This window comes from Photobacterium angustum (assembly GCF_002954615.1).
GTDB classification, from domain to species: Bacteria; Pseudomonadota; Gammaproteobacteria; order Enterobacterales; family Vibrionaceae; genus Photobacterium; species Photobacterium angustum_A.
The window spans coordinates 1,961,321-1,985,218 of sequence record NZ_MSCJ01000001.1 but is presented as its reverse complement, the minus strand read 5'-3'; the positions used below and the strand labels follow the sequence as shown (position 1 = coordinate 1,985,218).

At 38.6% G+C, this 23,898-nt stretch carries 25 protein-coding genes and 1 other RNA gene; 12 read left to right on the top strand and 14 right to left on the bottom strand.

The features are described 5' to 3' along the window. Positions 1–44 precede the first annotated feature (44 nt). Together BTO08_RS08590 and BTO08_RS08585 are read right to left on the bottom strand one after the other, a co-directional pair. A complete protein-coding gene (locus BTO08_RS08590) occupies positions 45–326 on the bottom strand; it encodes a hypothetical protein (protein WP_105060679.1) in 282 nt (93 codons plus the stop codon). A gap of 200 nt (positions 327–526) precedes the next feature. Further along, a complete protein-coding gene (locus tag BTO08_RS08585) occupies positions 527–3,292 on the bottom strand; it encodes an insulinase family protein (protein WP_105060678.1) in 2,766 nt (921 codons plus the stop codon). Between the two features lie 339 nt (positions 3,293–3,631). On the opposite strand from BTO08_RS08585, the gene sixA reads away from it, so the two are divergent. Beyond that, positions 3,632–4,102 (top strand): phosphohistidine phosphatase SixA, encoded by a 471-nt coding sequence (gene sixA / locus BTO08_RS08580; RefSeq protein ID WP_105060677.1) that lies wholly within the window; start codon positions 3,632–3,634, stop codon positions 4,100–4,102. A 37-nt stretch (positions 4,103–4,139) separates the two neighbouring features. Next, the gene (locus BTO08_RS08575) at positions 4,140–4,502 is read left to right on the top strand and encodes a hypothetical protein (protein ID WP_230626854.1); all 363 of its coding nucleotides are present in this window, start codon (positions 4,140–4,142) and stop codon (positions 4,500–4,502) included. A 56-nt stretch (positions 4,503–4,558) separates the two neighbouring features. On the opposite strand, the gene smrB is transcribed toward BTO08_RS08575, so the two are convergent. Beyond that, the gene (smrB, locus tag BTO08_RS08570) at positions 4,559–5,089 is read right to left on the bottom strand and encodes an endonuclease SmrB (protein ID WP_105060676.1); all 531 of its coding nucleotides are present in this window, start codon (positions 5,087–5,089) and stop codon (positions 4,559–4,561) included. A gap of 53 nt (positions 5,090–5,142) precedes the next feature. On the opposite strand from smrB, the gene prmB reads away from it, so the two are divergent. Next, positions 5,143–6,075 (top strand): 50S ribosomal protein L3 N(5)-glutamine methyltransferase, encoded by a 933-nt coding sequence (gene prmB, locus BTO08_RS08565; protein WP_005370403.1) that lies wholly within the window; start codon positions 5,143–5,145, stop codon positions 6,073–6,075. 91 nt (positions 6,076–6,166) lie between these two features. Here the strand turns inward: prmB and queC are convergent, their stop codons facing one another. Both queC and BTO08_RS08555 read right to left on the bottom strand, forming a co-directional pair. After that, positions 6,167–6,862 carry a 7-cyano-7-deazaguanine synthase QueC gene (gene queC / locus BTO08_RS08560; RefSeq protein WP_105060675.1) on the bottom strand — a complete coding sequence of 232 codons (696 nt, stop codon included), beginning with the start codon at positions 6,860–6,862 and terminating at the stop codon, positions 6,167–6,169. A gap of 289 nt (positions 6,863–7,151) precedes the next feature. Then, positions 7,152–8,222, bottom strand: a complete 1,071-nt coding sequence (locus tag BTO08_RS08555) for a PLP-dependent cysteine synthase family protein (protein WP_045148102.1) — start codon at positions 8,220–8,222, stop codon at positions 7,152–7,154. Between the two features lie 161 nt (positions 8,223–8,383). On the opposite strand from BTO08_RS08555, the gene BTO08_RS08550 reads away from it, so the two are divergent. Then, a complete protein-coding gene (locus BTO08_RS08550; RefSeq protein ID WP_105060674.1) occupies positions 8,384–8,845 on the top strand; it encodes an Lrp/AsnC family transcriptional regulator in 462 nt (153 codons plus the stop codon). Between the two features lie 72 nt (positions 8,846–8,917). On the opposite strand, the gene tesB is transcribed toward BTO08_RS08550, so the two are convergent. Then, positions 8,918–9,775 (bottom strand): acyl-CoA thioesterase II, encoded by an 858-nt coding sequence (gene tesB, locus BTO08_RS08545; RefSeq protein ID WP_105060673.1) that lies wholly within the window; start codon positions 9,773–9,775, stop codon positions 8,918–8,920. A 125-nt stretch (positions 9,776–9,900) separates the two neighbouring features. Between tesB and BTO08_RS08540 the strand changes: the two genes are divergently transcribed. Then, positions 9,901–10,323, top strand: coding sequence for a YbaY family lipoprotein (locus BTO08_RS08540; protein ID WP_105060672.1), 423 nt, complete (start codon positions 9,901–9,903; stop codon positions 10,321–10,323). 78 nt (positions 10,324–10,401) lie between these two features. Here the strand turns inward: BTO08_RS08540 and BTO08_RS08535 are convergent, their stop codons facing one another. After that, complete coding sequence (locus tag BTO08_RS08535) at positions 10,402–10,713, bottom strand: MGMT family protein (protein WP_105060671.1); 312 nt, start codon at positions 10,711–10,713, stop codon at positions 10,402–10,404. 66 nt (positions 10,714–10,779) lie between these two features. Between BTO08_RS08535 and BTO08_RS08530 the strand changes: the two genes are divergently transcribed. The 3 genes from BTO08_RS08530 to BTO08_RS08520 all read left to right on the top strand — a co-directional run bounded on the left by BTO08_RS08530 (position 10,780) and on the right by BTO08_RS08520 (position 12,797). Beyond that, complete coding sequence (locus tag BTO08_RS08530; protein ID WP_105060670.1) at positions 10,780–11,514, top strand: hypothetical protein; 735 nt, start codon at positions 10,780–10,782, stop codon at positions 11,512–11,514. A 161-nt stretch (positions 11,515–11,675) separates the two neighbouring features. After that, positions 11,676–11,772, top strand: an RNA gene (gene ffs / locus BTO08_RS08525) — signal recognition particle sRNA small type. 536 nt (positions 11,773–12,308) lie between these two features. Beyond that, on the top strand, positions 12,309–12,797 hold the full coding sequence (locus BTO08_RS08520) for a hypothetical protein (RefSeq protein ID WP_005370451.1): 489 nt from the start codon (positions 12,309–12,311) through the stop codon (positions 12,795–12,797). A gap of 81 nt (positions 12,798–12,878) precedes the next feature. On the opposite strand, the gene BTO08_RS08515 is transcribed toward BTO08_RS08520, so the two are convergent. The 6 genes from BTO08_RS08515 to dinG form a co-directional block, all read right to left on the bottom strand. Further along, complete coding sequence (locus BTO08_RS08515) at positions 12,879–14,405, bottom strand: EAL domain-containing protein (protein WP_242446248.1); 1,527 nt, start codon at positions 14,403–14,405, stop codon at positions 12,879–12,881. A 191-nt stretch (positions 14,406–14,596) separates the two neighbouring features. Then, entirely contained in the window at positions 14,597–14,758 is a 162-nt protein-coding gene (rsmS, locus tag BTO08_RS08510) for a pleiotropic regulatory protein RsmS (protein WP_105060668.1), read from the bottom strand. 15 nt (positions 14,759–14,773) lie between these two features. Further along, a complete protein-coding gene (locus tag BTO08_RS08505) occupies positions 14,774–15,682 on the bottom strand; it encodes a histone deacetylase family protein (RefSeq protein WP_105060667.1) in 909 nt (302 codons plus the stop codon). Between the two features lie 2 nt (positions 15,683–15,684). After that, positions 15,685–16,236: a primosomal replication protein PriC gene (gene priC, locus BTO08_RS08500; RefSeq protein ID WP_105060666.1), complete on the bottom strand. Its 552-nt coding sequence runs from the start codon at positions 16,234–16,236 to the stop codon at positions 15,685–15,687. A 26-nt stretch (positions 16,237–16,262) separates the two neighbouring features. Beyond that, positions 16,263–17,036 (bottom strand): sulfite exporter TauE/SafE family protein, encoded by a 774-nt coding sequence (locus BTO08_RS08495; RefSeq protein ID WP_198038427.1) that lies wholly within the window; start codon positions 17,034–17,036, stop codon positions 16,263–16,265. 20 nt (positions 17,037–17,056) lie between these two features. After that, positions 17,057–19,135: an ATP-dependent DNA helicase DinG gene (gene dinG / locus BTO08_RS08490; protein ID WP_105060665.1), complete on the bottom strand. Its 2,079-nt coding sequence runs from the start codon at positions 19,133–19,135 to the stop codon at positions 17,057–17,059. A gap of 694 nt (positions 19,136–19,829) precedes the next feature. On the opposite strand from dinG, the gene BTO08_RS08485 reads away from it, so the two are divergent. Together BTO08_RS08485 and BTO08_RS08480 are read left to right on the top strand one after the other, a co-directional pair. Next, positions 19,830–20,807, top strand: coding sequence for a porin (locus tag BTO08_RS08485; protein ID WP_045151049.1), 978 nt, complete (start codon positions 19,830–19,832; stop codon positions 20,805–20,807). 129 nt (positions 20,808–20,936) lie between these two features. Further along, positions 20,937–21,575 (top strand): YccT family protein, encoded by a 639-nt coding sequence (locus BTO08_RS08480; RefSeq protein WP_105060664.1) that lies wholly within the window; start codon positions 20,937–20,939, stop codon positions 21,573–21,575. 78 nt (positions 21,576–21,653) lie between these two features. Here BTO08_RS08480 and BTO08_RS08475 read toward each other — a convergent pair whose 3' ends face one another. Beyond that, positions 21,654–22,001 (bottom strand): hypothetical protein, encoded by a 348-nt coding sequence (locus BTO08_RS08475; protein ID WP_005370461.1) that lies wholly within the window; start codon positions 21,999–22,001, stop codon positions 21,654–21,656. A 568-nt stretch (positions 22,002–22,569) separates the two neighbouring features. On the opposite strand from BTO08_RS08475, the gene BTO08_RS08470 reads away from it, so the two are divergent. Together BTO08_RS08470 and apt are read left to right on the top strand one after the other, a co-directional pair. Further along, positions 22,570–23,004 carry a YbaN family protein gene (locus tag BTO08_RS08470; protein ID WP_105060663.1) on the top strand — a complete coding sequence of 145 codons (435 nt, stop codon included), beginning with the start codon at positions 22,570–22,572 and terminating at the stop codon, positions 23,002–23,004. Positions 23,005–23,134: 130 nt separating this feature from the next. Beyond that, the gene (apt, locus tag BTO08_RS08465) at positions 23,135–23,680 is read left to right on the top strand and encodes an adenine phosphoribosyltransferase (protein ID WP_005370463.1); all 546 of its coding nucleotides are present in this window, start codon (positions 23,135–23,137) and stop codon (positions 23,678–23,680) included. Positions 23,681–23,898: the final 218 nt, after the last annotated feature.

The window sequence follows — 23,898 nt, the reverse complement described above, 5'->3', positions numbered from 1 at the left end:
TTAATTAAAAAAACCGATGAGCTTAGGCCATCGGTTTTTTTTTGTTATTCAATAAAGTTCTTAATGCGAAATCGTGGTTCAAAAATATGAGGCCGAAGGAAACGGTAGCCGACTAAAGCAATAGCAATGGCAATAAAGCTATTGATGTTAAAAAGTAAAATAAGCGGTAAAGTGATCGCAATAATAAACGCAATCGCGTAAATAAAAATATCCTTTTCATCATGCATTAATGCGATACCGCAGTGTGGACAACTGAAATATTCGTCATAGGCAGACATTGCAGGAGTATCAATCTCCGTTTGACAATGAGGACAATATTTTTTCACTGTTAATGCTCTTAATAAATATTATTAATCAAATAGATAGGTTTTAATTAGATGTTATGGCTGTAGTAATAGTATGGGTGATAAATGTTATAAATAACGAATGACAATCGACAAAAAAGCCATATTCTACATTTATTTGTAGATATGGCTCGTTATTTAAACGGTTGTCTTAATTGTTAGACGAGACAAGTTATACCAGCTTAATAAGCATTATCTTGAAATTCTTTCACAGATTCAATTGGCTGACCTATCTCTAAAGGTGCGTAATCACTATGCGCTTTACCTTTGTAATACATGACTAATCTATTCGCTGTTCTTGGTTTAATGGTATCAACAACAAATTTGATCATATCTACACGATCTAACTGTTTAAGTGCATCAACAACACGCTGACGTTGTTGGAACGTTTCATCTTTATTGCCGATACTTACCCAAAAACGTTGAGCGCGAGATCGTAAATTAGTATCTGGCTCTGAAATTTGAGCAATTAAACCTTGCTTACTGTCTTGCCATTGCGCTTCATTCAATTCGAGCAATACGAGTGCAAAAGCATTGGTAAAATCATCAATTGCCTCTGATAAGTAACTTGGATCGGCAACAGGCGATTGAATATATAAGATCAACCCTGGATGACGATTAAGCGGTAGATTGGCCGTTCCTACCATATAACCTAGTTGTTGTTTCGTGCGTAACTCATGGAAGAACGTGGTCGACATTAAATGATTAGCTAACGTATAAATCGCAATTTGCTCAGGTGTAGTTTCCTGAGATTGGTAATACATTAAGATTGCTGAATCTTCATGATTACAATCTAACTCATACGTTAATGTGCCTGCATTGTCTAAATGAACTAGCGGACGTTGTGATTCACCATATAGTTGGTCAGTCACTCGGAATGCATCTTTTAATATTTCAGCTAATGCTAACGCATCTTTTTTTAGCCAATTGCCATACACAAAGGCATCAATATGCAGCTCTGCAAACATTTCATCAACAAAGCCAGGTAGTTCATCTAACTCAATGGATTCTAATGCTTCAATCATAACTGGATAGGGCGGATTATTGGGTTGTAGTAATCCTGTTAGCTGATTAAACAATTGTGAAATCGGTTTATCTTCAGCTGCGTTACGCCAATTACGTAGCATTTGTGCTTTGATATTGGTAAAGCGATCTTTATCAAATGTTCGTCCGGCAAAGCGCTCAAGTATCAGCTTCATAAGCAAAGGTTGTTTTTCACTAAAGCCAGATAACTGAAGCGTCACTCCCCCTTGGTGAGCATAAAGATTATAAGACATACCTGCTATTTCTGCGGGATAAGCGGTCTCATTTATCGCTTCTAATAGCATTTCAACACAAAGGCGAGTTTTTACGATATTTCGTGGTGAACTCACTGCGTGTGGGCTATCAATAGCAACATAAACAATACCTTTAGGAACACGGAAATCATGTTCTTGTTTATGCCATAAACGAAATCCTGGTAAATCTTGAATTAACTGAGGAGGTAATTCTGAGCCTGACTCAAGTGGTAAAGGCTCAAAATTATCACAAAGATAAATATTGCGCTCGGGTAGTGTTAATTCAGGATCCAGTTCAATATCCTGCCATAACGCTTTTTGTTCCGCGGTAAATGGTGTTACTGAGTAAGGCGTGTCATACCATTGAGCGGTGCGATCATAATCACCACCTTGGGCAACTAAGGTTAATCGCATATTGGTTGGCTCAAGATAATCTAAGATCTGCTCGATTAAGGTATGATCGTATTGCTCCATCATATAATCACCGTAGATGATATCTTCCGGTTTATAATGCAACAGATTTAAAACCAAATAACTGACAGTATCTAATGGGCGGCTTTTTTCTTGATAGCGGAAAGCCATTTCAAGAACTGCTTTCTTCTCTTGTTGTCGCCATTGAGCTAAGCCATGTAGCTTGATGAGTTTAAGGCACTGAAAAACGCTAGTGACTATATCGTCAATGTGATCTTGACCTTTCGGTGTTAAATTCAAACCTACGGTAAATTCTCTGAAGTTACTGCCGCTAACGCCACCACCGGCCGTTAAGGTGTTAATAAAGCCTCGTTTTTTGAGAACTGACATCAAACTACCTTGACCTTCATTGCCCAGTAAATGGGCAATATAAGATAAGGGTTTCGCGGTATAAAACTCATCTACACACGGCAGAGAAAATGAAAGCGTTAACTTTCGTAGCTCTTTTATTGGTTCAATTTGAATAAATTGTTGTTGTTCTTTTTCGGTCACAAACGGCGTAGTAAGCGGTGTTTTTACTACATCTGTTTTGGGAATATGGCTAAAAAAGTTATTCGTGAATTGTTCTAATTCATCTAATGACTGGGGACCTAATAAGACTAAGCCCATTACATCCGCAGAATAATGTTCATGATAAAAAGCTAATAAATCATCCCGTACGGATTTGCCATCACGATCGTCTAGTGTCGTAAGATCACCGACTGAAAATTTAGCAAAAGGGTGCTCTGGATTAATGGTTTCTTTTTGTACTTGATAAAGGCGGCGGACATCATCTTTTATTTTTAATTTATATTCAGAATCAACGGCTTGCCTTTCTTTATCAACGGCTTCTTCATTAAACAATGGTGCAGTGAAAAACTGCCCAAAACGATCTAATCCCTCTTCAAAAGCATGGGGGCTCACTTCGAAGAAGAACGTCGTGTTTTCTGTTCCCGTCCATGCATTGTTACTCCCGCCACTACGATTGATGAAGGTTTGAAATTCCCCTACACGCGGATATTTTTCTGTACCGAGAAACAGCATATGTTCGAGAAAGTGTGCCATACCTTGACGATCGAGAGGATCATCAAAATGACCAATTTCGACGGATAAGGCAGCAGCGGAGCGAGGCGCTTCAGCATCATGAACCAGCAATACGCGTAGTTCATTCGCTAAAGTAAGATAGCGATACTGCTTGTGATCATTTGGGCTTATATGCACAGGAAGAGCCTATTTTTAAAGGAGAATTGGATCAATTATGACCTCCAATACACAGACTGGCAAACTGATAGTTAACTTTATTTACGTAGTTATGAGCGTGATATGAAAACCTAACGTCAAGGCTTAATCCTATTTTACGAAATGATTTGTTCAGGTTGGCTAACCTTGTCACGGATTCGTTATCAAATTTGCTTAAGGAGTATGCGATATGAAAGGGAGTTGCTAGCATGATAGAGAGATACGTTGAAAAAAATGCATTAGCATGTCAATTAGTAATAAAATAAGCCTCATTATCACAACTAATTGAACGACCTGTTTAACGAAGAGAAACGGAAACTTATGCGAATTTATATTATGCGTCACGGTGAAGCTGAAAATTTTGCGGCGAGTGATGCAGAGCGCCCGTTGACAGAGCGCGGTTCACGTCAATCAAAACAGATGGCGGAAATGCTAGCCCAGCAATTAAATCAACCATTAGATACTGTACTGGTGAGCACGTATTTACGCGCGCAGCAAACATGGCAATGTATGGAAAGTGTATTACCGGGTGTTGCAAATGTTCAAGTGAGTGATGAGATCACCCCTTATGGTGATGCTGCAACGGTAGTCGATTATTTAAAAGCAATGATTGGGGTTGAAAAGCCACAATCGGTACTATTAGTTTCACATTTACCTCTTGTGGGATATTTAACCTCAGAGCTGGTGGCAGGCATACAGCCCCCTATGTTTAGTACTTCAGCCATTGCTGCGATTGATTACGATCCTGACATGGATAGTGCAGAATTAGTTTGGCAAAACGTACCACAATAATATGGCTTTGATGACAGACAATAGGTAAGTGCTGGTTATGGTAAAAGTAGCGTTAATTTCTTTTCTCACTTCGATATTGCTAATGGGCTGCGCTTCTACCGCTGAGCCAATACGTATTTCAGCAAATGGTATGATCAAATGGTCTGATGGAAGAAAAGAAGGTATGCATGTATCGAGTACGGGAAGTACATTGACCTTTGCTAATTATTCCAATGCGATCGGTGAAGGGCCTATTCGTATCTTTGCGCGTATTGATAGTGCACGAAATGATGACTGTGAATACTTTTACGATGAAACAGTGATTAAACGACGTTTAAAAATATGCGCCACTGGAGAAGTGACGCTATTTAATCACGGTAAAGTAGTGAAGGTTGGGCATATAGTAAAACCGAGCTATTAAATAGAACAACCGAGTAAGTGATATTGCGATGTGCATCTTGCTTACTCGATGTTCTTTTATCTTTCAGGTACTTCGATAAGCACGAGTAGTGCACCATTCCCACCAAATTCAAGGGGAGCTTGGTGAAAAGCGAGTACATCCGGATGTTGAGCTAACCACATCGGCGCTTTTTGTTTCAAAATATGCTTTCCGATACCGTGCATCACACACGCACAAGACACATTCTCTTTAATACAGGCCGCAATCATAGCGGCGAGTTCTCGCTTAGCTTCTTGTTGCGTCATGCCGTGCATATCTAAATAAATGTCAGGTACGTAAACACCACGACGTAACTTTTTTACTTCATACTTAGAAACGCCGTCGCGCGCATATTGCACTGGGCCATTTTCATTAAGATGAGGCTCAAACTCATCTGAGAAATAAAAGTCATGGTTTTGACTTTCTTTACCCATGACTTTTGCTTTATCAGCTTTTGTAGTCTGTTTGCGTGGCGCGATTATGGTATCATGCGAAAACTTTTTTACGCCTTTTATCGCATCTTTGAAGAGAGCCATCTCTTCATCAAGGTTTGGATCTTTTTTACTCATAATGAAATTCCAACAACTATATAGCGGTAATGTCGCGTTTTTCGGAGGCTATTTTGGATAAGATTTTTGTCGACGAAGCTGTCAACGAACTTCATACATTGCAAGACATGTTACGTTGGACGGTAAGTCGTTTCAATGCCGCAGGTCTATTTTATGGTCACGGTACCGATAATGCGTGGGATGAAGCAGTTCAGCTTGTTCTTCCTACATTGTATTTACCGTTAGATGTTCCACCTGAAGTTCGAGATTCTCGTTTAACTCGTAGTGAGCGTCAGAGTATTGTTGAGCGCGTTATTCGCCGTATCGACGATCGTACACCCGTATCATACCTAACAAATATTGCTTATTTCTGTGGTATGGAATTCTTCGTTGATGAGCGTGTTCTTATTCCACGTTCTCCGATTGGCGAATTGATTGAAAACCGTTTTGAGCCACTTTTAAACCAAGAGCCTACACGTATTATGGACTTATGTACGGGTAGTGGTTGTATTGGTATTGCGTGTGCACACATGTTCCCAGAAGCGGAAGTGGATATCGTTGATATTTCACCTGAAGCACTGGCTGTTGCTGAGCAGAATATCGCTGATCACGGCTTAGAGCAACAAGTGATCCCACTTCGTTCTGATTTGCTTCGTGATGTACCAAAAGATAAGTACGACTTTATCGTGTCTAATCCACCGTATGTGGATCAAGAAGATATGGATAGTCTACCTGATGAGTTCCGTCACGAGCCTGAACTCGGTCTTGCGGCAGGGTTTGATGGTTTAGATTTAGTGCGTCGTATTTTAGCGAATGCACCCGATTACCTAAAAGATGATGGCTTCTTGATCTGTGAAGTGGGTAACTCCATGATCCACATGGAAGATCAATATCCGCATATTCCATTCACATGGTTAGAGTTTGAAAATGGTGGTCATGGTGTGTTTTTGTTAACACGTGATCAGCTTGTTGATTGTGCAGATGATTTTGCGGCTTTTCGCGACTAATTAAAGCGCAGTTAAACACGATTAAGAAAAACGGCATGATGGTTACTTTCTCAGTACTATCATGCCGTTTTTATAGGTTACTCAGTGGTTATTATGCTTGCTGCGCTTGCTTTGCTTTCAGAGCATTCATCACAGTGGTTTTATGATCTAAGTAATCAGTAAGTCCTGCTCGGCGCAAATCACAAGATGGGCAATCACCACAACCGTCACCAATAATACCGTTATAGCAAGTCAGTGTTTTTTCACGAACATAGTCTAGTTTTTCGTATTGATCTGCTAGCGCCCATGTTTCTGCTTTATTTAGCCACATTAATGGTGTTGCAATCGTTAATGGACGATCCATCCCTAGCACTAATGATTGGTTTAATGATTTAACAAATTCATCACGGCAATCAGGGTAGCCAGAAAAGTCAGTTTCACATACACCGGTGATAACGGTTTCAGCACCAATTTGGTAGGCGTAAATACCAGCCAAGGTTAAAAATAGAATATTACGACCAGGAACAAAGGAGTTCGGTAATCCGTTTTCTTGTAGTTCATGAGAGACAGCAATATTGTCACGTGTTAGTGAACTAATGGCTAATTCATTTAATAGGCCGACATCCATTACTTTATGCGCTGTTACGCCAAGATCTTTGGCAATAGCTTCTGCCACTTCAATCTCTAATTTATGGCGTTGACCATAATCAAATGTAATACAGTGCACTTCATCGTAATGCGCCAGAGCTTGAATAAGGCACGTAGTCGAATCTTGACCGCCACTGAAAACAACAACTGCTTTTGACATTTAAGTGTTCCTTTTTTGAAAAATTACCGAGAAACAGTCGGTAGATAGACATTCTTTAGAACGTCTATCTATGCTAACTCAGCTGTTGTCCGCTGCAAAGTTTTAGATGTAATAGACGAAAAAAAGCCGCACATAAAGTACGGCAAAATAACGTATCGCGTTTAAAGATTATCCAAGTTAAGGCAGTACTTGGTTTATCAACGTTCAACGTACACAGACACAAAGTTTAATAGAGGGGGGAGGCGCTGTGGCTAACCTCCCCAAGGGGTTGTTCATTGAAGCGTGATACTTACCATTGACCGAATTTTTCCAATTGTTCTAACTGTTCGGTATATGCTGATAAATCGCCAATATTTTCGCTGATCCATTCAGGGTTGTAGTAGGTGTCTAGGTAACGCTCGCCACTATCACATAACAGCGTAACGATAGAGCCTGTTTCGCCACGTTGTTTCATTTCGGCTGCGATTTGTAGGACACCAAATAGGTTTGTACCTGTAGATGCACCGGCTTTACGGCCAATAATTTTTTCTAACCAGTGAACAGTGGCAACACTTGCCGCATCTGGGATCTTACGCATTTCATTGATCACATCAGGAATAAAGCTTGGCTCAACTCGAGGACGACCAATACCTTCAATACGGCTGCCTGTGTTGCCAGTAATCGTATTATCACGCTGCATAAAGTAGTCGTGGAATACTGAGTTCTCTGGATCAACCACACACAGTTGTGTTGGTTGCATTTGGTAACGAATATAACGACCAATTGTTGCTGATGTACCACCAGTACCAGGGCTCATTACAATCCAACTTGGGATAGGGAAGCGCTCTAACTTCATTTGATCAAAAATACTGTTAGCGATGTTGTTATTACCACGCCAGTCGGTGGCACGTTCAGCATAGGTAAATTGATCCATGTAATGACCATTTAACTCTTTTGCTAAACGGCGAGATTCGTCATAAATCGCAGCAGGAGAGTCAACAAAATGGGCGCTACCACCATAAAACTTAATTTGTTCTATTTTTTTGCACGCTGTTTTACGTGGCACGACAGCAATAAATGGTAATCCAAGTAAACGTGCAAAATACGCTTCAGAAACGGCGGTACTACCTGATGATGATTCAATGATCGGTGTACCTTCTTTAATCCAACCGTTACATAAAGCATATAGGAATAACGAACGAGCAAGACGATGCTTTAAGCTTCCTGTTGGATGCGTGCTTTCATCTTTAAGATAAATATCAATACCGTCTAGGCTAGGTAACTCTAATTTAATTAAGTGGGTATCTGCTGAGCGTTGGTAATCAGCATCAATTTTACGAATGGCGTTATTAACCCATTGATTGTTTAGTTGTTGTGTCATAGCGTGACTCCACTGTATTGATTTTATTATTGTTGTTGTCTTTATGTTGACTGCTTAACAATTATATTACCAAGTTATAGGGAAAAGTCTTTGCTTTGTTTTGCAATAAAACGATAAAATTTAGAAAATTTTTCTATTTTATTGTTTATTGGTGGTATGGAATGTCAAGTTTGGATGCTGTAGATAGAACATTACTGCGTTTGTTGCAACAAGACGCAACGTTAGCGTTATCGGAATTAGCAGAAGCTGTTAATTTAACGACCACACCATGCTGGAAAAGGTTAAAGCGTTTAGAAGAAGACGGCATATTACGTCAACGTGTTGCACTGTTAGATGCGGCAAAACTTGGATTGTCATTTATAGCATTTGTGCAGATTAAAACCAGTAATCATTCTAAGGAGTGGTATAACGGTTTTGTTCATGCGGTTGAAGAGTTTCCTGAGGTGATGGAATTCTACCGTATGGCGGGCGATTACGATTATATGATGAAAGTACAAGTAGCAGATATGCAGGCTTTTGATCTGTTTTATAAGAAATTGGTGAACAGCATTGAGGGACTGACAAATGTAACATCGACATTTGCTATGGAGCCCCTTAAGTACACCACAGCATTACCTGTATAGGTTATATAATCAAGGCAGCCACTATTTATTACTAGTGGCTGCCTTGATTGCGTTAACCTTAAGACGACGAGTTTATCGTTGACGGATCAAACCTTCCTGAACGGCTGATGCAACGAGTTCACCTTTCTGGTTATAAATTTCACCGCGAACAATACCGCGAGAGCCACTAGCCGATGGGCTATCAATAGCGTAAAGCAACCATTCATCCATCTTAAATGGACGGTGGAACCACATAGAATGATCAATAGTTGCCACTTGCATATTCGGGCTAAATAGCGTTACACCATGCGGATGCATTGATGTTACAAGAAAGCCCCAATCCGATGCATACGCCAATAGGTAGTGATGGATATTAAGATCTTCTGGCATTGTGCCATTGGCTTTAATCCATAAATATTGTTTAGGCTCAGCAACGGTTGGTTTTAATGGATTAATAATAGTTACTGGGCGCACTTCAACAGGGCGCTTCTTACCAAAGGTTTCCACTATTTTGGGTGGTAGATATTGCGCAATGGCATCAACAAGTTGAGTTTCAGATGCTAAACCTTCAGGTCCTGCTACATTAGGCATTGTTGATTGGTGGTTAAATCCTTCTTCATTTGCTTGGTAAGAAGCTGTTAAGAAAAAGATAGGCTCACCATTCTGAATTGCTTTTACACGACGAGTACTAAAGCTTTTACCATCACGTAATTTTTCCACATCATAAATAATTGGTTTTTCAGAATTACCAGGACGTAAAAAATAGCTATGAAAGGAGTGTAAGTAACGTTCTTTTTCTACCGTCTGCTTAGCTGCGGATAAGGACTGCCCAATCACTTGTCCACCATAAACTTGCGGTAGACCGAGGTTTTCACTTTGACCTCTGAAAAGATCAAGTTCAAGTTGTTCTAACTGTAGAAGATTGAGAAGTTCATTCAGTTCTTTACTCATCTAAGCACCATTAATTATGTTACTATCAGTACGATTTAGGGAAATCAAGTTCAAATAGAGATTGGATTGGTTTTATTATATTTGAGCTTTATAGCAATATAGATTAGGGATTAATAGAGAAGAATATGAAAAATTCTTTTGCATGGTTTGGGGTTTTGATTGCGGCGCTAGTGATCACTGCTTGTACTAACTTCATGCCGACCGACAGTGATGTTGGAACATTAAGTGGAACAGTGAGTTATCGTGAGCGTGTAGTGTTACCGAATAATGCGCGCATAATTGTGTCATTGGTTGAACAGTCTACTCAAGCCGATCATGGTAAGAGTAAAGTTATCAGCCAACATTCATTTTTAGCAGAAGGTGAACAGCCGCCTGTTGCTTTCACATTGAATTATGTGAAAAGTAAATTAAAGCCAGATACCTTATATCGTGTTATTGCTAAGATTGAAATCAATGATGAAGTGTTATTCAGTAGTCAATCAACAGTAGATTTAAGTATTGAACCGTTAAAAACGACACACCTAGATATTCCATTAGTGAAAGTGTAATCCAACCGTTTTAAACAAGATTAGCAATGCCCGATTTCTTCTATTTTTTTCATCGAAATAAGAAGGTCGGGCATTTTGTTATTCAGGGTACCCATCCCAACGATATGCTTTAAGGCTTACTCGTCCTTGTTCCGTCACAACAACTCCTTCATTACGCAATGCTTCTATTTGGCGAGCTCTACCGTCTTCACATAATGATATTTTTCCTTGGCTATTAATAACACGGTGCCAAGGTAACGTTGAACCTTGGGGAAGGTTCGAGAGTAAGCGGCCTACTTGACGTGCATAGCCAGGAAATCCTGCAAATTTAGCAATATCGCCATAAGTCGATATTTTACCAATAGGTATTTGATACACCTGACTGTAGATTTGCTGAGAAAAATCGTCCATATTTATAATTAGAGATAAAACCCTCATCTTTTCTTAAACAACAGGATAACGCAAGGAGGTGTTGCCATGTTGTATAAAACACTACTAATCATTGTCACTTTACTATTGACCGTATTAGGGGTTAATGCCTTGGCACATAGTCAGGGAGATTTACCTATTATTGCCCTTGCGATTCCAGCATTATGGCTGCTACCTCAAGGTGGGGTTGCTGCATGGCTATTATTGATTGGATTAGGTGCATTTGGTTATGTGTTGCCTGAACAACCTGTCGCGTTGTCTGTCAGTTTATTTATGATGTTACCTATTTTGATGATTTGTACATCGCCTAAGGGATGTTGGCAATTAGGTTCATTGATGATCTCTATTGTATTAGCCATGAATGCAGGTTTAATGGCATTACAAGCAGAGGGTAAACTGCCGGGCTCTATTGGTGCGACTGTTATTCAAATTATTGGTATTGCCATTATTTGGTTTGCTGCTAGAAGTTGGCGGCCTGTAGAAGGCAATACGTGGTGGCCGCTTTTACTCGTGATCCCATTATGGGTTGGTGGCATGGAGCATGCCGCATTATTGGCTCTATGTGTTACTGGGATTATTGCTGCACTTCAGTCTTTAGATAAATTACATCTTGATGAATGGATCCCTAAATTGGCCTGTGTATTACCCGCTGTTGGTTTTGCCACGCTAGTCATTATGCCGCAATTTGATGTTGCTAATCCGATATTAGTATCTTGGTTACTCGTACTAGGTGGTGGGTTACTTGGTGAATCGTTATTAGAAGATCCCGAGGAAGAAGAGTAAGTTAAATGAATCAAGGTGATGGTTTTATTTTCAATATCTTAGTGTTTGGATAAATAACGCACACTTGAACGATTGTTGTTATATAACAACTTGCAATATCGATGCGCTTAATAGATAATCCTCTCCGTTCTCGCAAGAGACAAAGAATCTATGGAGGCCCCCATTGGTCCTCCCGCAACACTAACTTGTGAACTCGGCCAGGCCCGGAAGGGAGCAACCGCAGCAGGCGATGTGTGTGCCGGGATGTGGCTGGTGGGGGCTTCCACCCATCTGCTATTCCTGTTTTACCTACCTGCTTTACTTCCCATAAGTTACTTTAAACACTTTGTATTCTACATACCGTCAGTATAGCTACTGATAAGTTTCCCATTTCTTTCTGGTATCTATTTTTCTTTGCTACAGCAACAACGTCTTAAGCTAAAGAGGCTTACTATGACTGGGTTGACGCTAAATTGACTAAACTATAATCATAAATCTTATGCTGATATACAGTAGGTGCAAATAGGATCACAAAATAATAGGTAATGTGTAATTGTCTATAATTATTCATAGCAAATAACGAATAGCATGAGATAATAGTGCGAACTTTTTGTGGTGAGACAACTAGTTAACAATATGCGGTTAAAAAGTGTGCAGTTAATGCTTTATTTTTGTCAGTGAAAACGGCAGAATAGCCTCACATTTGAACTCGGTCACTCTATTTGAATTAATTTTTCATAAAACACATTGTTGTTTACCGAGTTGGTGATAATGTCTCGCCGCATTCCGAATTCCTAAAGTAAAAGGTTACAAATATGTCTGATGTACCAGAGTCTGTTGCAAATATTGCTGCTGTCGCTCAGCCGGTTGCTGAGTCTTCAGGTTCAGTGTGGGGTTATGTAGCAGGTGGCGTGGTTTTATTAATCATTGCCGGTATTTATGGTTATAAGAAAATTAACCAACCTGCATTTGTGATTAAGCAGGTACGTAAGAAAAACCTGAAAGAAATGAAAAAGCAGGGCATTGAAAACTCTGAGTTTATGGTAGATATGGATAAGCTACTAGAATCAATGCTTGCATACACGACTGAAAATAAAATGAAAGGTGCAGACGTTGTGACGTTGTTGAAGCCTTTGAATGATAAAGATCGTGTAAAAACGCCAAAAGATATGTACAACTCTATGATTTATATTGCTAATGAAATTAAAGATGTGTCATTAGCTAAAGAGTTTAAAAATAAGTCTAAGCAAGTGAAATCAAGCTCAGCATTAATGGCTGGCTTGTTAAAGCGTGCTGGTATCTAATTGATACTTAATATATATTCGAAGGGCTGATTATTATCAGCCCTTTTTTATTGCCATCCAGTACGATAAAGTTTCAACGTGTTAAATATTAAGAGTAGGACCATGATATTTTAATGCAACACAACGATTTGCATATTTATTCATTGTCTTTAGAATCTGGTCATTATGCTCTGTTTTAAACTCTATAAAATCACAACGGCTAGTTGGAGCGCTAAAGTAAAACCCTTGGGTATAGTCAATTAGCAACGATTTTAGAGTATTTAACTGCGTCTCTGTCTCCACTCCTTCTGCGACTAACTTACATTGTAACTCTTTGCCTAGTGAAGCGATGTTATTCAAAATTGAGCTCGTAACTGCATCTGTATCTGCAGAATTTACAAACAGCTTATCGATTTTAATAATATCAAAATTGAGCTCTTTTAAGCTCGATAGGCTGGAATAACCCGTTCCAAAATCATCAAGAGCCCAACGAACGCCTAAGGTACGAAAACGTTGCATGATCTTATCTAATTTGATGAATGCATTGGTTGTGTTTTCTCTTTCTGTCATTTCAAAGACTAAGCCTTGTTGTAATGTCGGATTCTGCTTAATTAACAATATAACATCATCAACAAATCTGGGATCGTTGAGCATAGATAGAGTAACGTTTATAGAAACGTAAAAATCTTTATTTGAATGAGCTATTAAAGGCTTATCAATTGAAAGCTGTTTTAATAAATGTAACGTTATCGGTTTTATTTGCCCATTCGACTCTACTTTCGTAATAAATTGATTTGGAGAAATCAATCGGGCATGGCGATATAGCCAGCGACAGAGTAATTCAGCTCCAATTATCTGGTGAGTTTTATTACACACAATAGGTTGATAATAAGGAATAAACTCATTATTTTTTATTGCTCTGTCTATATCCTTTTTAAATGAGAAGTTATTAGTTTGAATGTAATTAATTATAAGGACAATGAGCATGCATAAAATAAAAATAAATGCAGACAATGCGCAAATGCCTAATAACACCTGAGAAGATTTAGCGCCAACAATCACTTTAAAAGGAAATTGAGCAGAGTGATATGACTTATGGAATAAGTAATTTTTCTTATTATTAATTAATATATTACCTTTATTGGTAACGACATAACCTCGTAAATACTCATCCGCATTAGTTAACCAGTCATCCATATAAGGTGCGTTTATAAATAACTGATAAAAGCCCTTTGTACCTTTAACGACAAGGTGTAATTCATCGACCTGATTAAGTGAACTACGTTTGCGATAAAGTAGCGGTAATTTATCTTTTTTTAATCGTTCAATCAGGCTAGGTGAAATTGGAGTATGCAAAGAGGCATTACGATCTGAATAGATGTAATGATTGTTTTGAAAGTATGCAACACTTCGTAGTGAGCGAGATGAAAGAACTAATGTAACCAATTCATGCATACTTTTTGCATCTGGTTGGTTCTCTGGTAGATGTAAAACGCTAGATATACGTTTATTTAAAGTTTTATTTAATGCGATCGCAATATCTTTACTTAAATTATCACACCTAATATTTAAGTATGTAAATGTAATAGGCGTAGCAATTAAAATAGCTAACAAAGCTAATTGAAACATTTTTTTTACTGTAAATGACATAATGAAATTTGTTTCACACTTTAATATAACGGCTAATTAAACAAACATGCCATTATGGTATACCATTACCATTTTAAATATTTGGTTAAGTCGATAAAAGATACTAATGGTGATAAGTTGTATCTTTTATCTTTGGTGGGAAGTGAGCAAATTCATTAAAAAAATGACTTCTATGCTTTGTTTTCAAAGTCTTTACGAACAATTTCTAAAGCTGAAAGTACGATCTCTGGGGCAATGTCATTACTCTCTAATAAATAGATCAAATCTACCGCGAGTTTTATTTCTTCTGGTGCATTCTCTAATGTATTTGTTGTTTGTTGGTTATCAGACATAATTTCTCTTTATCGCTATTTGTTGTGTACGAATAATGCTGCATGAATCAGTTGTAAGTGAAGATCGACTAAATCTTGATGACTTGTTCTATATCCACCACCGATGACTGCGGCTACTGGAATATCCTGCGATTTAGATTGGGTTAAAATATAATGATCTCGTTGGTATAAACCTTGTTTAGATATATTAAAATATCCCAGTTCATCATGCTGGTGGATGTCAACGCCTGCATCGTATATCACCAAGTCAGGTTGGTGCTGAGCCAGTAAAAGAGGAAGAACACCTTGCAATGCCGTGAGGTAATCATCTGTTGAAGTGTTTCTTTCTAAAGCAAGGTCTACATCTGAATCAGGCTTACGAGCAGGGAAGTTTTTATCACAGTGCACTGAGAAGGTAATGATGTTGGGATTATCGGCAAATAGTGTTGCAGTGCCATCACCATGATGTACATCACAATCAATAATCATGACCTTGTCGATATGAGAATAAGATAAAGCATGTTTAGCTGCGATGGCTAAGTCATTAAATAGACAAAAACCACTACCAAAGTCATGATGGGCGTGATGATAACCACCACTTAAATGAATCGCGATACCGTGCTCAAGTGCTAAATCAACAGTTAATTGAGTTCCGCCTGTTGAGAGTAGGGTTCGATTGATTAATTCATCACTCCAAGGGAATCCGATACGGCGCATTTTTGCTGCTGGCAATCGATTAAAGAGTAAGTCATCAACATATTCACTATCATGAATCGCCTTAATTTTGGCAATATCAGCCCTATTGGGTTGGTGAATACTTACCTTGTTACTTAATTCTGAGTGAAAAATAGCCTCAAACAGCAGTCGGTATTTATTAATCGGGTAACGATGCTTTTCTGGCAAGGTTAGAGCCGAGTATTGAGAATGATAAATCAGAGGAAGCATTGTTAGCCTTTTCTCTCTCTGTTACTGATGTCGGTTTCGATTTTGATCAAGGCTGCTTGGCAGCGACTTATCCTACCTTCAAGCGCAAGAATTTCTTTTTGAAGCTGTTGTTGCTCAAATTGTGAAGCACAACGGCTAATTAATAATTCTTTATCACGAAGCATAGCTTTTAAGCGACGTTCCCAATCTTTATGTTGATTAAGGTCTTGATATATTTCATTAATTGGTCTGTGCCAGACAGCTTGGTTTTTCGGCTCTTTTTTACGAATGTTTAGTGTGGCTAATTCACGCTGGATAGCTTGAATTTGGCTTACAATTTTTTCACAGAGGTGTTGTGTTCTTGCGGGTAATAAGCGTCCTGCTTGTTGTTCTTTTTGTAATAATTGGAGCTCATTATGGACTTCATTAACACAAGGAGTAAGCAATTTGCTACGTGTTTTAAACAGCGTTTCGTCAAACAGAGGCTTAAAGGATTCACCACGTTTACGGTCAACTTCAGCCGCTTGTTGCTTTAATTGTTCAATCAGTGAAATAAGACGAGATAAGTCAATCATAGAGAAACCTTGTATTACAAGCTAAGTTAAAACCAAGCTTGCCAAGCTAATTTAATCGCTAAAATTAAAACAACAGTTACAAAAACAGGTCGAATAAACTTTGCGCCAAAGCGTATAGCAGAATGAGCACCAATGTAAGCACCTAGCATTAAACATATCCCCATCGTTAAACCTAGTGCAAAATTGACTTGCCCTAAAATAATGAAAGTAACTAATGAAGTAATGTTACTGGTGAAATTCATCGCTTTTGCAAGGCCACATGCACGTAGCATATCTAAACGATATAAAATCATGCTAGAAACTGTCCAAAAAGCGCCAGTACCTGGGCCTGCAATACCGTCATAGAAACCGATACTTGTTCCTTGAAGCCATTGCTTTAGTTTTAGTATAGGGGTGACTGGTGGTAATACGTATTGTTCATGTTTTGGCTGGGGATGCCAAATAGTATAAATAGCCACTGCAAAAATAAGCAGAGGTAAGCCTTTTTCTAGCCATTCACTACTAATTAGATTAACAATTAAGGTCCCTGTTATTGCACCTATAAATGTAGCGATAAAGGAAGCAAGCCAAAAGCGTGGTGAGAATAGATTCTTTTTATAATAAGTCCAAGCAGCAGTTGCAGAGGCAAAACTTGCTGCGAGTTTATTGGTCCCTAAAGCAATATGCGGCGGTAATCCTAGTGATAGCAAAGCAGGGACGGTGAGCATTCCGCCACCGCCTGCAACCGCATCAATAAAGCCTGCGGCGAGGGCAATAATACCGAGTATCAGTAAGGTACTCGGTTCTATCATCTCAATCATTTATTATTCTTTTTATTCATTTAGTTATATTCAATAACCCGTTTAAAAGGAGGCAGAGAGTCTAATAATGATTTTCCGTATCGACGGGTAATAATTCGACGGTCAAGTATCACTACTCTACCAGAGTCCTGCTCTTTTCGCAGTAAGCGACCGACGGATTGAATAAGCTTTTTACTGGCTTCTGGTACTGAAATTTGCAAGAAGGGATTTCCGCCTCTACTTTCAATATATTCAGCGTGGGCTTCTTCTACTGGTGATGTAGGTACTGCAAACGGAATCTTGGTAATAATTAAATTTGTAAGTAAATCACCTGGTAAATCAAGACCTTCAGAAAAACTTCCAGTACCAAATAAGATGCTAGCTTTACCGTTCTTACAGTTTTCTTTATGTTTTTTTAGGGTTTCATTACGCGACTCTTCGCCTTGTACCAATAATTCCCACTTATTTTTTTTCGCTAGCGGACGTAGTGCATCGGCGACTTTATTCATTTGCCAGTAAGAAGAGAACAACACTAAACTTGCGGTTTCACCTTCAAGGTATTCGGGTAATATTTCAATCAATAAATCAGTAAACGCTTCAGCCTGTGGCTCCATTTTTAAAGAGGGGATCACTAAGCGCGCATTATTTTGATAATCAAATGGAGATGCCAGTGCTAAAAAGCGTGTTCCATCAGATTCAGAAACACCAGCTTGACGGCAGAAAAAGTTAAATTGGTTTAAAGCACGCAAGGTTGCTGAAACTAAAATAGATCCTGCAGCGCGACTCCAAAGCAGCTGATCTAAACGATAACCGACTTCAAGTGGTGACACTTCAATAATGTAGTCATTTTCTCGTTCAGGACTTTTTTCTATCCAACGAGCTAACGGAGCACCTTTTTTATTGTTTGGTTGCGCCATCAGTGTCCAGACTTTTTCAAGGTTTTCCACGCGCTGAAGATAAAAACCGACTTCAGTAAGTGCTTGCTCACCTAATCGAGGAATAATTTCGTTTTCTTTCGTACGCTCGGAGATTAAATCTTGGATCTTCCCCAATGATTGCATGACTTTTTTACTGGCTTCTTTACAGCCTTTGGCTTCTTCTTCTAACCATTGTGGTAATTCACCATGTTCAAAACGATACACGCCATCTTTGTTAAAAATAGCGGGATCAATATTATTGGCAATTTGACTTAATGTTGGAATTAAGTGCTGGATATTATCCTGTATTGCATTTTGAAAGCGATTGGCTTTTTGATAGTCAGCGAGCTCTGCGTATTTACTAACATTTTGATTGAGTTTTTCTAGCCAACTTGCTGCACCTTTCAAACTCGCAGCGGCAGATGAGAAGTCACGTGCGACTTGTGGAAGATGGTGGGCCTCATCAATCACATAAATAGTTTGCTCAGGCTCAGGCAAGATAACACCACCACCTAACTCAATATCAGCCATTAACAAAGCATGGTTAGCCACAATAACATCCGCTTTATCTAAGTGCTCACGTGCTTTAGCAAAAGGGCATGTACGATGTTTAGGCATACCAGCATGACAGCTATGTTTATCCGCCATGATTTGCATCCAAACACGATCGGGAATCGTTGTCGGCCAACTGTCTCTGTCGCCATCCCATTTCTTTTGCTCGGTAGCCTTTAGCATTCGCTTTAGCAGATCGAGATCAGATTTTTTAGGTTTTTCTTCCCACATAGCGAGTTGAGGATCACCATCAGGTGAACAGCACGCTTCTAACTTATGGTTACAGCAATAGCGTTGACGGCCTTTGGCGAGAATAAAACTGAATTCTTTCGGAAAAATTTGATTAAACAACGGGAGATCTTTGTTGATTAGCTGTTCTTGCAGCGCAACGGTCGCAGTCGAGATCAATAGCTTTTTATTATTGAATAACGCGAAAGGGATCCCACCGAGTAAATAGGCTAAAGATTTACCGATCCCTGTACCAGCCTCAGCCACTAACATTCGATTTTTTTTGTGGTATTCCCCAGCCAGCGTTTTTGCTATTTCTGACACCAAATAGTTTTGTGCGCGACGCGGAATAAAGTTATCTAGCTGTTTTCCTAAATTCTCATAGCACTGCTTGATATCGGTTTTTACTTGGCTGTGTAACATGGCTGAAATTTCATAATGGCAGGGGATGGCATTGTAGCATGAAGTATCGGTGTTCAAAGTGAATAACGTGGAGTGAGATGAAATTCAGGGCGTTGAACTGCGTGGAGGTTTTATATGTATTAGCACTGGCGTTTCAGAAATAAAGATAAACACCTCATAAAGTATTGAATGTGAAATTACAGGAAAGGTGATTGTTGGGAATTTATTTGGGTGATTGGAGTGATAAACGGAAACAAATAATAGTTGTATTGTGCTTTGGATCACGATTACGAATAGATATCTGCAATATTAAATACCAGAAATGACGACTGACAACGATCGTCCATCCATAATGTTTTTTAAAGTTTAAATGGCTTGAATGTCTATTTCAGTGTTGGTTTTTTAGTTTTTTATTCTGTTTATTTACACTTTTTAATGGTTTAAATAAAAGAAAAAATGCCTTTTGAGAGTGTTTGTTATTTGCGTTTTGTAACTGTAACTAATTGAAAATTAAAATCGTTTTATGTTTTTTTATATTTTTTTTATGAGATTTGACAAAAATATTGAACTTCTGTCAGGATGCGAACCACGAACACCAACTCCTTGTTATTTTAGTTTTTTATTTTTCAGAACTGTTGTGTAACAAGGAGAATATAAACAGGAGTGCCGGGAATGGTTCTCCATTAATAAGATAAAGAAAGGCAGTGGACTTATCATGAAAAAAACTCTTTTAGCTCTTGCTGTACTAACAGCTGGTTCTGCAAATGCAGGCATCAACCTATATGACGCAAACGGTGTTAAAGTTGACCTATCTGGTGCAGCTGAAGTTCAGTACCGTGAAGATTACAAACCATCAAACGATGCTGAACTACGTATCGATGATGCAGATCTAGCAATTAACACTACAGTTGCTATCTCTGATCAACTAAACGCAGTTGCAGGTACGGCTTTTGAATACGAAGGTGGTGACGTTCGTAACGATGAGCTATGGGCTGGTTTTGGTGGTGATTTCGGTACACTAACATTTGGTCGTCAATACATGATTTCTGATGACTCAGGTGTTGGTAAAGATTACGAGTTAGGTTCTGAAAGCATCAATTTCGTTCAAACGAACGGTAACGAAGTAGTTAAATACGTATACGATAACGGTACATTCTACTTTGGTGCATCTCATGACATTAAAGATAGCGGCGTTATTGTTGATAAAGACGGTAATGAGTTCCAAGATCGTGATACATCAATTACAGATGCACGTATTGGTTACCGCGTAGCGGGCCTTGATGCTCGTGTTTACTACTACACAGGTGACAATGTAGCAGGAACTTCTTTCTTCAGCGGTGTTGTTGATGTTGAAGGTTACAACGTAGAAGCTGAGTACGGCTTCGGTGCTGTTGGCCTTGCTGCTTCTTTCGGTCAAGTTGAGTACAAAAACTCATTTGGTGCAGACAAATTACGTGCAAACGTATACCAAGTTGCAGCTGATTACACAATCGATAAGACAACATTTGCGATTGGTTACAACAACTACGATCGCCGTGATGAGTCTGGTGACAACTACGCAGTTTACGCTAACGTAACGCAACAGCTTCACAGTAACGTTAAAGTATACGCAGAAATCGGTGATACAGACGCTAAATTTGCTGACCGTAGTGCTGACTTCGGTTACGTTGCAGGTCTAGAAGTTAAATTCTAATTATAGAGTTTACTGCTAATAAGCCGCCATTTTGGCGGCTTTTTTATTATTACGTTTTTTCTATAGCTGTTGATATAAATTGCTATAGAAAGAGTTTAATGATCCAACGCTGTATATAAGGGATATAAAATGAAAAAAATCTTATTGTTAGTCGCATTATTTTCTGGTGTGGTGAATGCTGCAACCTTATCTGTTGGCAATAAAATTGACTTGTTGGTGGTTGATGGAAAAGCAGTGAAAGCAGAACGCTTTAAAAAAGCAGATAGTGTTGAACTTTCTGCTGGTAAACATCAAGTGGTTGTTCGGTTTGATGGCGAAGTAAAACGTGGTTCTAAAAAAGTGATTTATACAACACGCCCTTATTTATTCGATATTAATATGGGTGAACAAAATGTTGAAATTACTTTGCCGCGTTTAACAACAGAATCACAAGCAAAAGCATATTTTGACCGTGATCCAAAATGGTTATTAGAGACTGAGGGTGGTGAGAAACTATCGTTAGATACTGTTGAACTGATCGGTGAAGGTTTTGGAGCGTATAGTGACATGCCTGCACTTGTGGCTGAATATAATAAAAACAACGGCATCATTATTGAAAACGGTAACCCTGTCGATTTACAAAAAACAGTGGTAGAAGTTGATGATAAAACAGGAAAAGTTCAGATAACGGGTGATGCGTTAACGCAATTAAAGTTATGGTATAGCAAGGCATCTAAAGACGATAAAAAAGCGTTTAAAATTTGGATGGCAGAGCACGATTTTAATTAAGACTTGCGCTACATTATAAAAAGCAAAAGGCAGCGACTATCGCTGCCTTTTTCTATATATGTCATTTATTAATGAAGATCAGTCGTGGTGATAACGGCTATGTTCACGGCATGCTTTACAGCGAGGTTGTGCTGGATCTTGTTCTAAATCACTGTATTCAATTTCTTCTTCACAATCAGTACATAAACCATACATACCGAGTTTAAATGAACAGACTGCGGCATCTACTTTTTCAAGACGAATTGCAGTATCAAAAAGAGCAGGAATGAATGATGCTTTCGCCATCGCAATCAGGTCGTTAAGTTCTGCATCATTAATCTTTGCAGGATCAGTAACTAGGCTATTGAGCTGTATTTTATTTTTTAATTCTTCCGCTAGGGTTAAAAATTCTGTATTTAGCGGGCTCTGAAATTGTTGATAATTCATGTCTACCATTGCCGTAATGATTGATTCAATAGAGAAAATTAAACATCACTGTCATTAATTATGGGGATTGATATGAAACAAGAGAGCAGCGACAAATTTCAAATATTAGCGAATACCCCGAGTTCATTTTTAGTTTAGGCGATATTCATTGTTGAGTTGTGATTTGAATCAAGTCTTTGTGTGAATTTATATCAATAACCTTATTTTCTTTCGGTTTTTACTAAAAAAATTATCAGATAGAGTAATTTCTTAACAAGTATAAAGAAAAAACAACAATTTTTTTGGCTCCGTCATAGCACTGTCAATTATCTTATATAAGGATTTAGAGATGGGTCGTGAATTTAAAGACCCGTATAGTGCTAAATATGTCTTTGTTTTGTTGTTAGTACTTGCTTTACTTACCTTGCCAGCAATACTGACTTCACTAGGGATTTTATTAAACTAGTCAATTTTGTGACTTATTTTCCTTGTTAGTTATTATTGATTTATAAGTTTTAATCATCGCTATACTAACGTTATCTCTTGCTTCAATATGGAGGTAGTAATGGATACAAGGAATAACGCAATAATGCGACAGAGTGCTAATTTAAAAACAAGAGTTGTCTCATCTTTATATGTAGTTACAGGAGCAACCTGTGTTGTCTTAGGCGTGATAGGGATTTTTTTACCACTGTTGCCTACCACCCCATTTTTACTACTAGCCAGTGCGTGTTTTATGCGAGGTTCACCACGTTTAAATCATTGGCTACGTCATCATCCTACCTTTGGACCGATTTTAGATAATTGGTATCAGCATCGCGCGGTCTCTTCTACAGTAAAACGTCGTGGAAACATCATGATAGTGTGTAGTTTTGCACTGTCTATTTTTCTTGTACCGTTATGGTGGCATAAAGTGATGTTGTTGGTGATGGCGATGACATTGCTCTTTTTCTTTAATAGATTGACAGTAATTGATAAAACTATGGCTGTAGAGCTAGTTGCTGAGAAACAGGAAAACCAATAAACTGCATCAATAATTCATGACAGATAATTTTGATATTTATCTGCTGGAGTTGATGATATTGCCTACGATTCAGTAAGCATTTTATTTCTCGCTTGATACTTATCAGCATTGTGAAAGCACGGAAACGATTATGAACCAAGAAACACTTAACTTGATTAAAAATAGTATTCAATCAATTCAAGATTACCCAAAGCCGGGGATCTTATTCCGTGATGTGACGAGCTTGATGGAGCAGCCTGAAGCTTACCGTGCAACGATTGCTATTTTAGCTGAAAAGTATAAAGACCAAGGTATTACAAAAATTATCGGTACTGAAGCGCGCGGTTTTCTGTTTGGTGCGCCACTTGCTTTAGAACTTGGCGTTGGTTTTGTGCCTGTTCGTAAGCCAGGTAAATTACCGCGTGAAGTGATTGCTGAAAGCTACGAGTTAGAATACGGCAAAGACACCTTAGAAATTCACAAAGATGCAATTAAACCTGGAGATCGCGTTTTGCTTGTAGACGATCTATTGGCAACAGGTGGCACTATTGAAGCGACAACGAATTTAGTGCGTCGCTTAGGTGGTATTGTCGATGATGCTGCATTTGTTATTAACTTGCCAGATATCGGCGGTGAAGCGCGTCTTCAAGGCTTAGGCTTAAATGTATATGCTATTTGTGACTTCCCAGGCCACTAAGTATAAGTAGAATAATGAACAGTAAGTAAGCCAGATGTTTACTTACTGTTTATTTGCTTAATGATTGCGCTCTCAATTATCTCTTCTCTCGCTCAAAAATACGCAATATGCTAGCATTAGCGCAGGTTTCACCATCAATACATCATGTCTTAGTATTTCTCTTATTTTCTACGAACTATTTGTTTTATTAGTACCTAAAATAAGGTTTAGAGAATAAT

What these genes read in the sequence shown, in the direction of transcription:
- sixA (WP_105060677.1), top strand. Translation starts at nt 3,632, where the DNA reads ATGCGAATTTATATTATGCGTCACGGTGAAGCTGAAAATTTTGCGGCG.
- BTO08_RS08575 (WP_230626854.1), top strand. Translation starts at nt 4,140, where the DNA reads ATGGTAAAAGTAGCGTTAATTTCTTTTCTCACTTCGATATTGCTAATG.
- smrB (WP_105060676.1), bottom strand. Translation starts at nt 5,089, where the DNA reads ATGAGTAAAAAAGATCCAAACCTTGATGAAGAGATGGCTCTCTTCAAA.
- queC (WP_105060675.1), bottom strand. Translation starts at nt 6,862, where the DNA reads ATGTCAAAAGCAGTTGTTGTTTTCAGTGGCGGTCAAGATTCGACTACG.
- BTO08_RS08555 (WP_045148102.1), bottom strand. Translation starts at nt 8,222, where the DNA reads ATGACACAACAACTAAACAATCAATGGGTTAATAACGCCATTCGTAAA.
- BTO08_RS08550 (WP_105060674.1), top strand. Translation starts at nt 8,384, where the DNA reads ATGTCAAGTTTGGATGCTGTAGATAGAACATTACTGCGTTTGTTGCAA.
- tesB (WP_105060673.1), bottom strand. Translation starts at nt 9,775, where the DNA reads ATGAGTAAAGAACTGAATGAACTTCTCAATCTTCTACAGTTAGAACAA.
- BTO08_RS08540 (WP_105060672.1), top strand. Translation starts at nt 9,901, where the DNA reads ATGAAAAATTCTTTTGCATGGTTTGGGGTTTTGATTGCGGCGCTAGTG.
- BTO08_RS08535 (WP_105060671.1), bottom strand. Translation starts at nt 10,713, where the DNA reads ATGGACGATTTTTCTCAGCAAATCTACAGTCAGGTGTATCAAATACCT.
- BTO08_RS08530 (WP_105060670.1), top strand. Translation starts at nt 10,780, where the DNA reads ATGTTGTATAAAACACTACTAATCATTGTCACTTTACTATTGACCGTA.
- BTO08_RS08520 (WP_005370451.1), top strand. Translation starts at nt 12,309, where the DNA reads ATGTCTGATGTACCAGAGTCTGTTGCAAATATTGCTGCTGTCGCTCAG.
- BTO08_RS08515 (WP_242446248.1), bottom strand. Translation starts at nt 14,405, where the DNA reads ATGTTTCAATTAGCTTTGTTAGCTATTTTAATTGCTACGCCTATTACA.
- rsmS (WP_105060668.1), bottom strand. Translation starts at nt 14,758, where the DNA reads ATGTCTGATAACCAACAAACAACAAATACATTAGAGAATGCACCAGAA.
- BTO08_RS08505 (WP_105060667.1), bottom strand. Translation starts at nt 15,682, where the DNA reads ATGCTTCCTCTGATTTATCATTCTCAATACTCGGCTCTAACCTTGCCA.
- priC (WP_105060666.1), bottom strand. Translation starts at nt 16,236, where the DNA reads ATGATTGACTTATCTCGTCTTATTTCACTGATTGAACAATTAAAGCAA.
- BTO08_RS08495 (WP_198038427.1), bottom strand. Translation starts at nt 17,036, where the DNA reads ATGATTGAGATGATAGAACCGAGTACCTTACTGATACTCGGTATTATT.
- dinG (WP_105060665.1), bottom strand. Translation starts at nt 19,135, where the DNA reads ATGTTACACAGCCAAGTAAAAACCGATATCAAGCAGTGCTATGAGAAT.
- BTO08_RS08485 (WP_045151049.1), top strand. Translation starts at nt 19,830, where the DNA reads ATGAAAAAAACTCTTTTAGCTCTTGCTGTACTAACAGCTGGTTCTGCA.
- BTO08_RS08480 (WP_105060664.1), top strand. Translation starts at nt 20,937, where the DNA reads ATGAAAAAAATCTTATTGTTAGTCGCATTATTTTCTGGTGTGGTGAAT.
- BTO08_RS08475 (WP_005370461.1), bottom strand. Translation starts at nt 22,001, where the DNA reads ATGAATTATCAACAATTTCAGAGCCCGCTAAATACAGAATTTTTAACC.
- BTO08_RS08470 (WP_105060663.1), top strand. Translation starts at nt 22,570, where the DNA reads ATGCGACAGAGTGCTAATTTAAAAACAAGAGTTGTCTCATCTTTATAT.
- apt (WP_005370463.1), top strand. Translation starts at nt 23,135, where the DNA reads ATGAACCAAGAAACACTTAACTTGATTAAAAATAGTATTCAATCAATT.